The organism is Streptomyces sp. NPDC001002, assembly GCF_053599215.1.
On sequence record NZ_JBSFLV010000081.1, the window covers coordinates 1 to 14,725 of the forward strand.

At 65.2% G+C, this 14,725-nt stretch carries 9 protein-coding genes and 3 pseudogenes; 7 read left to right on the top strand and 5 right to left on the bottom strand.

The genetic code is table 11. The features are described from left to right. A pseudogene (locus ACWDR3_RS30585) lies at positions 1-197 on the bottom strand (hypothetical protein); the annotation flags it as partial. Between the two features lie 39 nt (positions 198-236). Next, positions 237-2,498, bottom strand: a complete 2,262-nt coding sequence (locus ACWDR3_RS30590; protein WP_450355812.1) for a glycoside hydrolase family 3 N-terminal domain-containing protein — start codon at positions 2,496-2,498, stop codon at positions 237-239. Between the two features lie 1,591 nt (positions 2,499-4,089). On the opposite strand from ACWDR3_RS30590, the gene ACWDR3_RS30595 reads away from it, so the two are divergent. Beyond that, positions 4,090-4,239 carry a hypothetical protein gene (locus tag ACWDR3_RS30595; RefSeq protein ID WP_450355813.1) on the top strand — a complete coding sequence of 50 codons (150 nt, stop codon included), beginning with the start codon at positions 4,090-4,092 and terminating at the stop codon, positions 4,237-4,239. A gap of 10 nt (positions 4,240-4,249) precedes the next feature. On the opposite strand, the gene ACWDR3_RS30600 is transcribed toward ACWDR3_RS30595, so the two are convergent. Continuing rightward, positions 4,250-5,134: a helix-turn-helix transcriptional regulator gene (locus tag ACWDR3_RS30600; RefSeq protein ID WP_450355814.1), complete on the bottom strand. Its 885-nt coding sequence runs from the start codon at positions 5,132-5,134 to the stop codon at positions 4,250-4,252. A gap of 36 nt (positions 5,135-5,170) precedes the next feature. Then, on the bottom strand, positions 5,171-5,977 hold the full coding sequence (locus ACWDR3_RS30605; protein ID WP_450355815.1) for an SDR family oxidoreductase: 807 nt from the start codon (positions 5,975-5,977) through the stop codon (positions 5,171-5,173). 272 nt (positions 5,978-6,249) lie between these two features. Between ACWDR3_RS30605 and ACWDR3_RS30610 the strand changes: the two genes are divergently transcribed. Continuing rightward, the gene (locus ACWDR3_RS30610) at positions 6,250-7,248 is read left to right on the top strand and encodes a hypothetical protein (RefSeq protein ID WP_450355816.1); all 999 of its coding nucleotides are present in this window, start codon (positions 6,250-6,252) and stop codon (positions 7,246-7,248) included. Positions 7,249-7,573: 325 nt separating this feature from the next. Continuing rightward, a pseudogene (locus ACWDR3_RS30615) lies at positions 7,574-7,700 on the top strand (ferredoxin); the annotation flags it as partial. A gap of 196 nt (positions 7,701-7,896) precedes the next feature. Here the strand turns inward: ACWDR3_RS30615 and ACWDR3_RS30620 are convergent. Continuing rightward, positions 7,897-9,141, bottom strand: a complete 1,245-nt coding sequence (locus tag ACWDR3_RS30620) for a hypothetical protein (RefSeq protein ID WP_450355817.1) — start codon at positions 9,139-9,141, stop codon at positions 7,897-7,899. Positions 9,142-9,440: 299 nt separating this feature from the next. Between ACWDR3_RS30620 and ACWDR3_RS30625 the strand changes: the two are divergent. From ACWDR3_RS30625 to ACWDR3_RS30640, 4 genes and pseudogenes are all read left to right on the top strand, one after another. After that, positions 9,441-9,849: pseudogene (locus ACWDR3_RS30625) on the top strand (transposase); the annotation flags it as partial. 933 nt (positions 9,850-10,782) lie between these two features. Further along, positions 10,783-11,022, top strand: coding sequence for a hypothetical protein (locus ACWDR3_RS30630; protein ID WP_450355818.1), 240 nt, complete (start codon positions 10,783-10,785; stop codon positions 11,020-11,022). Between the two features lies 1 nt (position 11,023). After that, the gene (locus ACWDR3_RS30635) at positions 11,024-11,527 is read left to right on the top strand and encodes a hypothetical protein (RefSeq protein ID WP_450355819.1); all 504 of its coding nucleotides are present in this window, start codon (positions 11,024-11,026) and stop codon (positions 11,525-11,527) included. Between the two features lie 510 nt (positions 11,528-12,037). Beyond that, positions 12,038-14,641 carry a hypothetical protein gene (locus ACWDR3_RS30640; protein WP_450355820.1) on the top strand — a complete coding sequence of 868 codons (2,604 nt, stop codon included), beginning with the start codon at positions 12,038-12,040 and terminating at the stop codon, positions 14,639-14,641. The last annotated feature ends 84 nt before the right edge of the window (positions 14,642-14,725 follow it).

Genomic DNA, 14,725 nt, shown 5'->3' on the forward strand with positions numbered 1-14,725 from the left:
GGGCGCGTGAGTTGATCGTGGCGGAGTACCGGATCACCGGGCTGTCGCCGGTTGTGATCGCTGAACTCATTGCCGAGACAGGGCCGTTGTGGCATGAACCGGCCGTTGATCTGCGCGCCGGTGACAAGCATGGCGTGGGTGTTGCCCACCACCGAGATGTACGTCGTGTCGGGGTCGTCGGGTGCCCTGCCTCGCATGCGGTGGGGGTGCGTGGCAGGGTTCGGCCGGCCGGCTGCTTACTGTGCGAACTGGAACCAGTTGAGGTTGACCAGGTCCCCGGAGCCGCTGGTGGTGAAGGTGGCGTAGAGGGTGTGCACACCGGTCGCGGTGGCGGACAGGTTGACCTTGGGACTTGTCCAGGTCTGCCAGCCGCCGGTGGTGGTCACCGGGACGGTGGCGACGACGGGTCCGGTCGTGCTGTCGAGGCGGTACTGAAGCGTGCCGGTGGTCGCGGAAGCCGACGCGAGCCGTGTGGTCACCGACGTCGCGCCCGCTGAACCGAAGTCCACTCCGCTGTAGGCGAGCCAGTCGCCGGCGGTGATGTACCCCACGTCCTGGCCGCCGCCGGTGTCCGTCGTCGTCTCCGTCTGCGTCCCGGACTGTGAGGTGTAACTCTCCGCCTGCGTCACGTCGTAGGCGCTGTGGTTCTGCGGTGCTCCATAGGTGAGCCCGTACCCGAAGGGGAACAGGGGTGTCTTTCCGTCGCCGTCGTTGATGGGCTGCTGGCTTGCCGACTGCATCCAGGTGCTGGGGAGTTTGCCGGTCGGGGCGTAGTCGCCGAAGAGGACGTCGGAGACGCCGTTGCCCTCGGTTCCCGGCAGCCAGGAGGCGAGCAGGGCGTTCCAGTTGGGCAACTGGGCGGCGATGTCCAGGGGGCGTCCGGATACGAGGACGACGATCACCGGCACCCCGGAGGCTTTGAGGGTGGCGATGGTGTTGAGGTCGGTGGAGTCGAGGCTCATCGAGCCGGGCCGGTCTCCGGCGCTCTCGGCGTAAGGGGTTTCGCCGACGACGGCGACGGCCGCTTTGTAGGAGCTGTCGATGCCGGTGCCGTTGGCGTTGTAGGTGACGGTGGTGCCCGTACCTGCGGCGGACCGGATCCCCTGCAGGACGGTGGTGCCGGGTGTGGTGGCGCCGCTGCCGCCCTGCCATGACATGGTCCAGCCCCCCGACTGGTAGCCGATGTTGTCGGCGCTCTTGCCGGCCACGAAGATCTTGTTGTTGGTCTTCGCCAGCGGAAGGACGTTCCCGGAATTCTTGAGCAGGACCTGCGACTCGCGCACGGCTTGGCGGGCGAGCGCCCGGTGGGCGGCGGATCCGACCGTCGGGGTGTAGCTGCGGTCGGTCAACGGCTTCTCGAACAGGCCGAGTTGGAACTTCTTGGTGAGGATGCGCCGGTTGGCGTCGTCGATGCGTGACATCGGCACATGGCCGTTCTGTACTTCGGTGCGCAGGGTGGTGATGAACCGCTGCCAGTCGGTGGGCACCATGACCATGTCGATGCCGGCGTTGATCGCCTGGCTCACCTCGGCCGCGGTGAAGCCGGCCTGGCCGTCGATCTCGTCGATGCCGTTCCAGTCGGAGACGACGAAGCCGGAGAAGCCGAGTTCGTCCTTGAGCAGGGTGGTGATGAGGTACTGGTTGCCGTGGTCCTTCACTCCGTTCCAGCTGTTGTACGAGATCATGACCGAGCCGACGCCGCGCCGGACCGCCTCCTGGAAGGGCGGCAGGTGGGTGGCGCGGAGTTGGGCCTCGGTGAGGGTCGCGTTGCCCGCGTTGACGCCGTTGTCTGTTCCGCCGTCGCCGATGAAGTGCTTGGCGGTGGCCAGCACGGACCCGGGTGCGTTGAGGGAGCTACCCTGCATGCCGTCGATGTAGCTGGTCATCATTGTGGCCACTTCGGGCTTCTCGCCGAAGGATTCGTAACTGCGGCCCCATCGGTCGTTGCGCACGACGCACAGGCAGGGCGAGAAGTCCCAGTCGATACCGGTGCCCGACACCTCCTGCGCCGTGGCCTGGCCGATCTGCTGGACCAGGGCGGGGTCGCGAGTGGCGCCCAGACCGATGTTGTGCGGGAAGATCGTGGCGCCGTAGACGTTGTTGTGGCCGTGCACGGCATCGACGCCATAGATGATCGGGATGCCGAGGCGGCTGGTCAGCGCGGCGTTCTGGAAACCGTCGTACATGTTCGCCCAGGACGTCGCGTTGTTGGGCGAGGGTGCGGAGCCGCCGCCGGAGAGCAGTGATCCGAGCCCGTACGCGGGGACGTTGCCGGTGGTGACGGAGGCGCGCTCGGCCTGGGTCATCTGGCCGATCTTCTCGTCCAGGGTCATCCGGGAGAGCAGATCCTCCACCCGGGTCGGCACGGGCAGCGTCGGGTCGCGGTACGGCTCGCCGGCGGCGTGGGCTGGCAGGACCTGCAGGCCGGTCACGACCAAGGACGCGGCGAATGCCAACGCCGCTGCGGATCTGGGGATCTTGAGGACGGCTGTTCGCACAGTGTGTCTCCCGTCTCGGGGGGAATGGCACGTCGGTCACTACGTCCCGGGAACCGCCCGGGTCCTTGCCTCGTGGACGGCACCGGACCGGTGCGCCCGGTGAAGTCCACTGCCGGTTGGCGCCAGAGTGCGGGCCGGGAGGTGCCGGAGGCGGCGTGACGCACGGTGCGGCGGCGGATTTCCTCTCCTCGGCCGCGGGGTGCACCTGCCGTCACACGGAATGCTGCCGCTCTGCGGCCGGACATCCGTCACCGTCGTGTCTGCTGCGGTGTCGCCCGGCCCGGGGAGGGTGGGCGAGACACAGAGCCAGGCGCCTGTCGCTGCCGCCCGTCACTGGGTGGTGAGGACCGGTCATGGCGGTCCCTTCGTGGGGGATCTTGTTCAGTTCGTGAAAGAGGAAGGGCGTTCCCATGGGAGCGGACGAGCCGTCAGATATCCCCGGGAAGCAGTGGTGCGGGGGTGTCCGACAGGTTTTCAGGGGCATTGAACAGCCCTCTCGAAGAAGGGTCAAGGTCCGTACCAATACCGGTGAATCGGAGTCCGTCGAGCAGCTGGACCCCTCTCGGTTTCACGACCTGAACGACCGTGAGGGCCGCGGTCTGCGATGAACGGCAGGGAGTGAATCAAGTCCGCTGCGTCGCCGGTGGTTCCCGCAAGGGCGGACGGGGCACTCACTCGTCTGCAGGGCGAGCCGGGGCCGGCGACGCCCAGACCGGAACCGGTCAGGTGGCCTACGGCAGGGACGGCGAAGACAACTGCGTCAGCTTTCAGGGCCCGCATGGTCACCGAGTCGACCGCGCGGCGTGACCGGTCCAGTTCACCCGGGGAGCCGAGTTCGTCGTAGGTCGCCTTGGCGAGGCGCAGGGTGTCGAGGACGTCGGCGGGCTCCCACGTGGGGAGGTACCGGTGCAGCTCCCGGTAGTCGACGTGCGCGTGGTGGGCGCAGGTCCAGGATTGGCCGAGGAAGTCGTGCACCCGCTCGGCGAGTTGGGGCCAGGCCGGTTTGTCGGCCAGCACGTCGTTGGTCAGGCAGTGGATGCCGGCGTCGTGGGCGAGTGCTGTCAGCTTCGGCCTCGTCGAGGTCCTGCGGCGCGATGCGCGTCCTTCGGCGCCAGGCAGCTCTGCATGCCGGGCTCGTCCAGGCCGCTGTCGGCAGCAGCCGTCGCGAGCACCCCTGGCCGTCTTGGCCGAACTCATCGACCGTGAGCGGCTGATGCTGCAACTCGCCCACGAGCCTCGTGCTTTCATGAGCGTGCTCGTCCATGCCTGATTACATAAGCGGAGAGTGCTTCTGAGCTGCAACGATGGGACCTGTCTGGGGTCTTGTTGGCTGCACGGAAGGAAGCACTCTCCAGGTGAGCAAGCGTATCGGGGTGTACCCACGTGTCCGCCTAGAGGGCGGTGGCAGCGGGGTAGTCTCGCAGACCGGGGCAGTGCTGCTGGTCGAGACAGTCGATCTGACCGACTGAGCCCGGATCCACCGGTTTGATGCCGGTGGATGGTTCACCCAGAAACGACGAAGTGCCTTGCGACTTGCGATGATGGGGTTTTTCAGGACCACATTTGGCGCGATCGACAAGGCACTTCCGAGATGCGGTCTTCCCATGCCGCGGCGACGGTCTCATCCGCGTTCGATGATCCGAACCTGATCCCGTACGGCGGGCTGGAGTGGGTGGTGCGGCTGGCCGAGCGGTGCGGTCTGCCCGCGCTGGTCGGGGAGACGGACCCCTGGTACGGCTGAAGGGGTTGGACTATCCGTTGTGTGCTTCGAGCTCGGTCGCCAGCGTCTGTTGGGTGGCCGCCCACGACGCCAGGAGCGCCACATTGTCAGCGGTCGGTGTGCCAGCGGGTGCGGTGTAGATGTTGAGGTGCAGACCGGGTTCGGCGGGCAGTTCCAGGGGCTCGACGTCCAAGTCGAGCCGGCCCACGATCGGATGGTGCATACGCTTGCGGCCGGACCGGTGCAGCCGCACGTCCTGAGATGCCCATCGCTGCCGAAACAGCTCACTGCACGTTGACAGTTCCCCGACCAGGGCGATCAGTTCCTCGTCGTGCGGATTGCGGCCGGCTTCCATGCGCAGCTTCGCGGCCACGAAGCCGGCAACCTGGTCGTAATCGACAAAGAAATCTCTGGCCGCCTCAGGGTTGAGATAGACGAACCGCGCTGTGTTCGCGGGCCGTCGCGGGTCGGCCAGCACCGGCGAATACAGCGCGCGAGCGAGTTGATTCATGGCAAGCACGTCATAACGGCCGTTACCGATCCAGGCCGGCGCATCGGAGATCGCGTCGAGCACCTGCTGCAGCGTCGAACGCACCGACACGGCAGGCCTGCGCCGGCGTGGGCCGCTGGGCGCCCCGGATTGGCGCGCGAGGTGGAACAGGTGGTCGCGCTCTGCCTCGTCGAGCTGCAAGGCAGAGGCCAACGCGCCGAGCACGCCGTCGGAGGCACCGGCGAGGCTGCCGCGCTCCATGCGCACGTAGTAGTCGACCGATACCCCCGCCAGTAGCGCGACCTCCTCGCGGCGCAGACCTTTGACCCGGCGGTTGCCGCCGTAAGCGGGCAGGCCCGCCTGCTCCGGTGCGATGCGGGCGCGACGCGAGCTGAGAAACTCCCGGATCTCCGTGCGTAGATCCATCGTGGTTATCTCCTCACCGTAAGCCCGTCCCGCAATCTAATGCATGTTTGTAGCGGTCGTTGCGGTGCCGCCGTCCACCGGGATGATGGCGCCCGTGAGGTAGGCCCCGGCCCGACTGGCGAGAAACACGGCGGCACCCGCCATGTCGTCGTCGCGGCCGACCCGGCGCAGAGGGGCCGCCGCCGCGATCGTGTCGCCCATGGCATCGAGAGTGGTCGCCATCATCTGCGACGGGAACACTCCCGGTGCTACCGCGTTCACCGTGATGTGCTGTGGGCCCAGCTCTCTGGCAAGCACCCTGGTGAGCTGATGGAGTGCCGCTTTGCTGCTGGCGTACGAGTAGTTGGGCGACGGGGCGACGTGGATGGCGGCGATGCTGCCGATGTTGATGATCCGTGCGGGATCATCGGCGGTGCCCGCCTTGCGAAGTGCCGGGAGCAGTGCCTGCACCAGCCAGAACGGCGACTTGAGGTTGAGGTCGAGCACTGCATCCCAGGCCTCGTCCGGGAACGTCTCCAGCGGCTCGCGCCACATCGCTCCCGCGTTGTTGACAAGGATGTCCAGGTGTTCCGAGTCAGCCTGGACAAGATCAGCGAGGCGCTGACACTCGTCGTGCCTGGACAGGTCGGCGGGGATTGCTCGCACGTCGCCGAATTCGGACAGTAGACGCTGTGCCTCCGCGCACGTGTCTGCGTTGCGTGAGCTGATGACGACGCGGGCGCCCGCCTGGAGAAGGCCGCGCGCTATCATCATCCCAATGCCTCTGGTGCCGCCCGTGACAAGGGCGTACTTTCCCCTCAGGTCGAAAAGTTCTGTGTGAGTGGTGAACTGCTTCTCTGGCATTGTTATCCGTTCCTTCTGTCGTAAAAGAATGCGCTGACACGGTCGCGTATTCGGGGCAGCTGAATTGAATGATGATGGTAAAGCTGCGTTTCCATGGAGTGTTGTCGGCGCTTTCGGCTCAACCAGGTTGACAGGTTTTTGGAACGGCGGGGAGACCCTGGTGATACAGGTACTGCCAGACCCCCCTTCCCTGGTGCGCTGAGTCCGGGTCACCCCGGCTTGATTCCCGTGGATTGTTCACCCAGAAACGAAGAGGTGCCCTGCGACTTGCGATGACGGGGTTTTTCGAGGACCACATCAGGCGCGATCGACAAGGCATTTCCGAGATGCGGTCTTCCCATGCCGCGGCGGCGGTCTCATCCCCGTTCGATGCCCCGAACCTGATCGCGTACGGCGGACTGGAGCCGGTGGTGCGGCCGGCCGAGCGGTGCGGTCTGCCCAAGCTGGCCGGTGAGCACGTCCGGCTGCCCGCCTCGAAGGAGGGCACCGGCGCCTTCCCAGCGGCGATACTGATGTCGCTAGTGGGCGGCATGGCCGCAGGCGCCCACAGCATCGACGACATGGACCGGCTGCGGCACGGCGCGATGGGCCGCCTGATCTCCGGAGCGCGGGCCCCATCGACGCTGGGGTCGTTCCTGCGCTCCTTCACCCACGGGCATGTGAAGCAACTGCACGCCGTGGCCCGCCGGTTCCTGCACGAACTGGCCCGTCACACCGCGCTGCTGCCCGGCGCGGACCAGGCCACCTACGTGGACATCGACGACACTATCCACCGCACTCACGGCCATGCCAAACAGGGCGTCGGATACGGATACAGCAAGGTCAAGGGCCTCAATGCACTGCTCGGCGTCGTCTCCACACTCCTGTCCGCCCCCGTGATCGCCGCCACCAGGCTGTGCAAGGGACCCTTGAGACTCCGCGCGCGGGGCGGCAGGGTTCCACTTCGGCAGCCGCTGGCTGCAAAACGCGTCATGAACGGTGCTCCGGGAGATTCCAGTCCCCTGCAGGACTTGAGCGACTTCCGTCAGGCTCGGGCGCCCGGCCAGCAGGTGCAACCGGTGCAGTGCCGCATTCAACTCTTGGTGAGCACCGGACAACTCAGGCTTACGAAGCTGTCCAGCCCGTCCCATCCCGGCCTCCGTCCGAAACCATCCGAATCCGTCCAGGATCATGCCACCGCGTACGACCATGGCGGGAGTCATCCGAAGACATCGCATTCCAACAGGGCGCCGTCCAAAGGCAGTTGCCGTAGGGAAACGTCGACACCGTGACGGCCTTCTCTTCACTTCCGCCGGACAGCGCACGAAGGAGACCACGATGACTTCGAAACGAAACAGGACGCCCGCCAGGACAGTTCACCGCCTGGCACAGAGCGCACTATTCGCCATGGTGCGAGGAGCATCGGCGGCAGCCGGCACCGCGGTGTTCGCCGTCGCAGCCTGGTGGTGGGGCAACCACTGATGGGAAGCTGCCGGAGGCAGGGTCGAAGCGTTCAACACCCGTCAGATCTGGCCTGATGGCCCGTATCAGGACCGCTTCACGGGAGAATCGGCGGGAGTTGTGACGGTGCGGCAGGAGGCCGGAGCCTGCAGTGAGGACCAGCTGCTGCAGGCCCCAGAGCGCTATGACGTTCGTACCGTTGCCATTGGTCACGGATGTGGTGCACCTGGCAAAGGAGTGTCCGGGAGAGTGCATCCGTAGAACTGCAGATAGTGAGGCTGTGAGGTGTGCGCCGAGGGCCTGCTGCAACGGGATGCCGTGCTCCTGGCCCTACTGCTCGCCGGGGCGCGCAGCGGAATGTCGACGGGAGAGGACGTGGCGGCGTTCGCGACGAACTCCTCGACTTCGTGTTCTCCATGACCCTCTACACCCGAAGCGATGACGTAGCCGAAGGCCGACCACGCTCGGTGAATTCGCCGTCACCGTCGCTGGACGACCTGCGGGAGCAACGCGATGACTGCGGGCACCAGGAGGTACCCGGTGATCGCGGTGATGGCCTTGCGCGTCCCGATGGGCAGCACCGACACGGACCACACCTGGGCTATCGCTGCGTCACGATCGTTCGCAGGCATGTCAGTCGTGGACAGCGAAGCGACGTACTCCTTCTTGACGTCCAGGGCCGAGTGGTAGCCGATCGAGGAGGGGTAGATGATCACGAGGGCGTCCACCATCATCACCACCACCACTGCGAAGAGCGTCCACGGTGCGGCGGACAGCCAGATCACGAACAAGACCAGCAGCCCAGCCAGATGAGCGAGGGCGGAACCGTAACTCCACAGCATGAACTGCCTGAGGGTGCGGAGCCCTTGGAACCCGTCACTGTCGTAGGCCATGTTCGGTGTCACACCGAAGCCGAGTTCAGAGGACCGTTTCAGGTACATGGTGAAGACGACGCCCATCGCCAGCTGCTTCGCCAGGAAGTAGAAGGCGTACGCGCCCGCCACACACAGCGCCATCGCCAGCTCTGGGTGGGTATACCGGTTGGCCCACCAGCCGTCGTACACCTCGGACCGCCATACCGCGTCCGGGAGTGTCGTCGAATTCCAGCCCTCCAGGAGACCATGGTCGTTGACGAACATGTACAGCAGGGCGGTACCGACCGCCACGGAAGCCATGATGGCTGCCGAAACGTCCCTGCGACCGAGCTTCGCGAAGGCCCTGTTGGTTCTGGCAGTCAGCCGATTGAGCTGCCTGATCCGGCGTCCTGAAAGCTGAGAGGCACCCCCGTTGCGCTCATTCATCGGTACGAAGTCGGAGATCGCCCGCACCTGCTGGCAGTAGAACATCGGCGTGACGAAGACGACGGCCAGGATGATCAGGCCAGCAGGATCCTGAAGTAGCGACAGGCTGACCGCGCTCGGCTCGGCGTTCACGGAGAAGAGGTAGCTGAGGGCCGGCCGTGCGCCGTCGGCAGTTGGCGACACCAGCACTCCTCCGGCATCCGCCAGACCCAGCAGCGCCATCGAGGAAGACAGGCTGATCAACAGGAACCTGGTCTTGGGAGTCCAGGGCGTGTAGCACAGACGGACCAGCAGGCGCGCCGCGCGCCGCACGGGACGCGGCAGTCGGCGAAGCACACGCATCGCACTGCGGATCCCGAAAGGTTCCCACGCACGGAAGATCGCGCCGGTCAACTGCGGCTGCAGGATGTCGAGTTGTGCCATGCGCTCCCCCGATCGCAATATCGCACCGCACACTTTTCATATCCGGCGTGACCAGCCTTAACCCAACCTTCAGCCACAGCCAGGGGCCACCGACCTTCACAGCGCCGCTCCGTACCTCCACGGCTGGCTCAACGTGTGCCCAAGTCCGGCTGGCGAGAGGTCCAGATGAGAGGAAGGGCGGCCAACCCGGCAGTGGCGGCCAGGAGGGCGTCGGTCGTGTGGACGCGGGTGTGTCCGGCAAGCGGTCACAGTTTGTGCATGACGAGATCGGTGCTCTCCGCGCTCGCGGGGGTTGTGGTGAGCAATCGAAGAATTACCGGTACTCCACGAACCATCAGGTCGTCATCGATGCTGACACCCGGCGCGTCGTCCTCGTCGGCCGGCCGGTGCCGGGCAACCGCAACGACTGCAAGGCGTGGGAGTTATCCGGCGCCAAGGAAGCCGTCGGCAAGACCACAGTCATCACAGACGGCGGCTACCGGGGCACCGGTCTGGTCATCCCGCACCGTCGCGAGAAAGGCCAGGCGGATCTCCCGGCATGGAAGGAAGAACACAACGCCTCCCACCGCAAGATCCGTGCCCGTCGAGCATGTCTTGGCCCGCATGAAGGGGTGGAGGATCCTCCGCGGCTGCCGCCTCAGGGGCGACGGTGTCGATCACGCCATGCTCGGCATCGCCCGCCTGCACAACCTCGCTCTGGCCGGCTGACACACCCAACAAGGCCACTACGTGCCGAAGGCCGGCAGCGATAGACCGATCACTACGGCCGAGAGTCGCGGTCCCGCAGACCGCTGACGCCGCTGCCATCGGCGAAATGCTGACAAGCATGGGCCTGGCCGCGCGCATCGCGAAGCCCCCGGGTAGCTGCCGCTTCGATCCGATGCCCTTCGGGATCGAGCGGTATGCGCCGTCGCTCCCGACGTACAAGCACGGTGATGGCCACGGCCAGAATTGACGCCACGACCGCCAGCGCCGCAACCACGTAACCCATCGTCCTTCACAATCGCTTCAGACGGTCGTCGTGATCGACGGACCCAGCTTCGCTCGTCGAAGACTGCCTGACAACGGTACGTACCTGGTTGCTCGACTTGAACGGCAAGTTCCGGTATCAAAACCGGCTGGTCTTTGCCGCCTTTCGGTAACGCCCAGCCAACCCAGTCTCACTTCGCACCCGATGGGGGCGTCTGACATACGGGACAGCCTTTACGACGGATTCGAGATTAGCGGTCTCCTCCAGGAGGACGGGTCCTCCGATGGCGTCGAATCAGCCGCCCGGAGGACCTTGGAGTTATCTGGGCCCTCTACGGTGCCACCCCGCCGATCTGGCAGGCGCTCTGGCCTGACCAGGACAACCAGTTCCCGAACGAGGCTCACTGTGGGTGGCCCGTACTCGGGTAACCCCTGCTTTGAATTGCCCGGGACGCCGAACTCGCTGTTGAACAACGTAGAGCGGTGGGGGCGCTCGCTGTTCGGCGGTTCGTCAAGCAACTTCGTACGTTTGACAGGCCAACGGCCTGATCCATCATCTGCCGGACTACGTTGAGCCCAATGTGGACAGAGACGGCAACTGACCTGCCGTGCCCGGCTCCATGAGCATCCCGAATGCGGGAGACTGCCCGGGGAGCCTGGAGGGTAGGGACAGTGAAGATCGATCTGACTCAAGCGCGAGGCACAGTGCAGGCACTGGCCGACGAACTGGCTGCGCTGGACGGAACCGACGTGATCGAACGGCCGAGCCGCGAAGCACGTCGTTTGAACAGTCACACCAGTCGCACTCTGCTGCGCCTGGCGCACCTCGGTGACCGCGCCTCCGTGGAGATCATGGACGTGTACCACGACTTCAAGCTCCGGGATGATCCAGGGCAGGGAAGCGGCCACTGACGTGAACGAGGAGACCGGGAGCTTGCTGTTCGACGTGGCTGGCCGATTGGAGCGGGCTGTTCTCGAACGGGACTGCCCAGCCATGGTGGCGTTGCAAGGCGACCGGATTCTCGTGCTGTCCGATTACGACTACCTGCGGGACCAGGCCACCGCCGCCGCGTTCGAGCAACGCGCGGCGGAGAAAGCCCAGGAGAACCATACCTTTCGCTTCGTCTTCGCCGTGCCGCAGGTCTGGGTTGATACGGACGATGCGGTCCAAGCGCGAGCAGTGTCCAGCCATCCGCTGCGCGTGGGCGAACGTGAAGTTATTGCTTGGATGAGCTACGACGTCCACGACGGCGTGGACTACGGGTTTGTGCCGTATACGCGCCGCCCCAATGGTGAGCCGATCTTCGCCGACCTCGAGGTCTTTAATGATCTCGTCCGGCCTCGTGAACAAGCTCCGGGCTGGACTCTGTTGCGCGCTCTGACGAAGGATGGTGCCGGGCCGACTGCCCACTCGTAGAGGCCTACGGCGGCGGTCCTCTCGGCGGGTAGTCACCCGAGGGAGGAAAAGGTCGCGCGTCCTTGGAGTTCAGCGGCCCGGAGCAGCGTGGGGAAGCCGCTGCTCCGGGCTATGCAGTTGCACATTGCTGCCGTGAATCTGGTATGGCGGGACGGACATGGCAACCAGGCGGCCCAGTTATCTGCCTGGCAAGTAGAAGGGGCAGGGGCTATCGCCGTCAGTCGGGGATAGCCAAAGGGGCTGATTGCACGAACACGCCTGCAAAGAGGCAGAGTCGTGTCGTGACTCTCCGTGCAAGTCGGGTGTGCGGCCGGACGGTCGATTGGCGCATGTCGGCACAGGTTACCCTTCCTCTTCTTTATGTGTCCTTTAGTCGAAGATCGTTGATTGTTTAAGTAGGCGATCCTTACGATCCTCGCGTCTCGGACATGATCCCCATCGGGGGTGAACTCCACAAATGCATAGGGGGGCGTATCTATGCTGCAATCCAGACGCACTCGGCACAGACCTGTGGCGCTGGCTGTCGTACTCTTCTCGGTACTCGCGTGGCTCGGCCTGGGAAGCTTGACGCAGGCGGGTGCCACGAGCGCTTCCAGTGGCGACTTCTTTCCCGTCTCGCCTTCTTCGAAGATCGTCGATACCCGCTCTTCTCTCGGAGTCAGTGCGACGCTCGGCGCGGCATCCACCACCTCCTTCCAAGTCGCGGGTCAAGGTGGGGTGCCGTCCTCGGGGGTCTCGGCGGTGTCGCTGGTCGTCAAGGCAGTGAACGCGACATCGTCGGGCGGCTACCTGGAAATGTGGCCTGACGGAACGGCCAAGCCAGCTCCTGCCTCCACCGTCAACTTCTCGAGCGGCGACACAACGAGTAACTCGGCGATCATCGCGGTCGGGGCGGACGGCAAGATCGACGTCTACAATTCAAGCGGCACCGTCGACCTAGTCGTTGACGTCAGCGGGTACTTCACCTCGGCTGGGGGCGCCACTTCTCCCGGTGGATATGTTCCTGTCACCCAGGAGCGGGTCCTGGACACCCGGAACGGAACCGGAGCACCGGAGGCGAAGATCGCCCCGGGTGGAACGCTGAACGTCCAGATCGACGGCGAAGCCGGTGTTACTGACGAAGCGTCCGTGTACGCGAATCTCATAGTCCCCGCATCGGGAGGCGACGGGAGCCTGTACGCCTACGCCGCCGGCGGTTCGACCGGACAACCGGTCGTCGACTACAAGAGCGTCACTACCTCGCAGGGTGCGGTCATCCCGGTGGGAACAGGCGGCCAAGTCACCCTGAAGAACGGGTCTTCCACGCAGTCGATCGATGTCGTTCTGGACGTCTACGGATACTTCACGGAAGCTCCCTCGGGCGGAGGCGTATTCACCGCCGTCCAGGACCGCTTGCTTGACACTCGTACCTCCACAGCGATCCCGGCCGGCGGTAGCGTCAGCGTCGCGGTGGCCGGCAACGACGGTATCCCGACCTCCTTCGGTGCCGCGGCGCTCAACCTGATATCGACTGGCCAGCAGGCCCCCGGCTACTTGCGGGTCTGGCCCACCGGACAGACCATGCCTTCCATCACCTCGGTGGACAACTTCCAGGCCAGTACGTCAACTTCCGACTTGGTGATCGCCCAACCGGGCACTCAGGGCGCGGTGAGCATCTACAACGGCAGCTCTGGCACTATCCAGCTCATCGTCGACCTGCAGGGCTGGTTTTCCTCCAACCAGGATCCGGCGACGCCCGACCCTACTGACACTGCACCCGACCCAGAGGTAAGCGACCCGGGCCCCAAGCCGACCGGAGCCGTCTCCATCTCGCCGGCGCCCACGGTGAGCGACACCACGGACCCGACAAGCAGCCCGGCACCGCCGGTCACCGGAGTCGCCACGGTAGGAGGGGTGTTCACCAACGCCAGTGGCGTACCGCAGCAGAACCTGGGTGTCTCGGTCACTGCGGTCGACGGTGTCCCGGACGACGGAAGCGAAGCCCCGGATCCGGTCGTTGGTACAGCGACGACCAGCGCGGACGGCAAGTGGTCGCTCACCCTGCCCGACCCACTCCCCAGCACTCTGCAGACCCTGGCCGATGCCAACGGCGGGGTTCTCAACCTGGCGGCTACCGCCAGCGGTTCGGCAAGCGACGGCACATTCATCACCGGTACGGATTTCCTGAGTGCCGGTGTCGCACACGGCTCCGACTCCACAACGGCCTCGGCTGAGGTGCGAGCGGAGGCGACGCCGCATACGACCCCGATGTACGCCGACACGGTCACCACTGATGTGGACAACGCGCCCACCGACGCGCAGGTCGCTCTGAGCGCGGCACAGCGTGTCGAGGACGACGCGAGCAATGTCACGGAAGACAACACGGATCTTCCCACCTGGCAGTCCGCGACGGGCGACACATCCGCCTACAGTGCTGCCGTCGCTAACGGGACCGACTACAGCGCAGCGATCGTCACCCCTGATTCCTGCTTCAACTCCGCCACGACGCTTCACTCGAGGATCGTTTACACCACGGTCGGTGAGGCACACGCCTACTTCGACGCGAAGGCAAGCTTCGACTACACCAGCACCATGTCGAGCACCATCAGCATCGCCGTGAGCGTCAACCAGAGCAAGTGGACGCTCAGTGGCGAATCGTCACAGACCGGCTCCATGGGTCACTCCACCGGCTTCTCCGGAAAGGGACCGTACTTCGCCAAGCGGTGGCGGGTGCCGATCCTCTACAAGTACCAGCGTGTGCACACCATTTGTGCTCGCGAGAACACTCACACGTGGTATCGGATCATTCCTGCCGGCTACAAGATCCCCGCAGGCGGTGCCGTCGGATCGTACGGAAAAGACGTCAGCAGCAAAGACGGGCTGTCCGGCTATCTGAACTCCAACTCCAAGTGGCGCGGAGTCGTTACCCGGGGAAGCTACTTCGGTCTCGTGAGCGGGACCACGCGAAACGAATCGGGTGGAGTGAGCGTTTGGGGTGTTGGACTGAAGGTGTCCACCTCGTACGACTCGAAGCACATCCAGAAGGTCGAGGCCGGCGACAGCCACGTCGAACACGACATCTGGGGTGCGCGTGGACCGCTGGATGGGAACCCTGGTGTCTTCTACTCTTACTAGGAAGCTCGCGGCGATCGCGGTGGCAACGCTAGCTCTCGGCGCGTGCTCAAGTTCCCAGAACACGGTCCACACGGGTACGGCGCT

Excerpts from the sequence above, each read along its gene's own strand:
- ACWDR3_RS30595 (WP_450355813.1), top strand. The coding sequence starts at position 4,090 with ATGCGGTCTTCCCATGCCGCGGCGACGGTCTCATCCGCGTTCGATGAT.
- ACWDR3_RS30600 (WP_450355814.1), bottom strand. The coding sequence starts at position 5,134 with ATGGATCTACGCACGGAGATCCGGGAGTTTCTCAGCTCGCGTCGCGCC.
- ACWDR3_RS30605 (WP_450355815.1), bottom strand. The coding sequence starts at position 5,977 with ATGCCAGAGAAGCAGTTCACCACTCACACAGAACTTTTCGACCTGAGG.
- ACWDR3_RS30610 (WP_450355816.1), top strand. The coding sequence starts at position 6,250 with ATGACGGGGTTTTTCGAGGACCACATCAGGCGCGATCGACAAGGCATT.
- ACWDR3_RS30620 (WP_450355817.1), bottom strand. The coding sequence starts at position 9,141 with ATGGCACAACTCGACATCCTGCAGCCGCAGTTGACCGGCGCGATCTTC.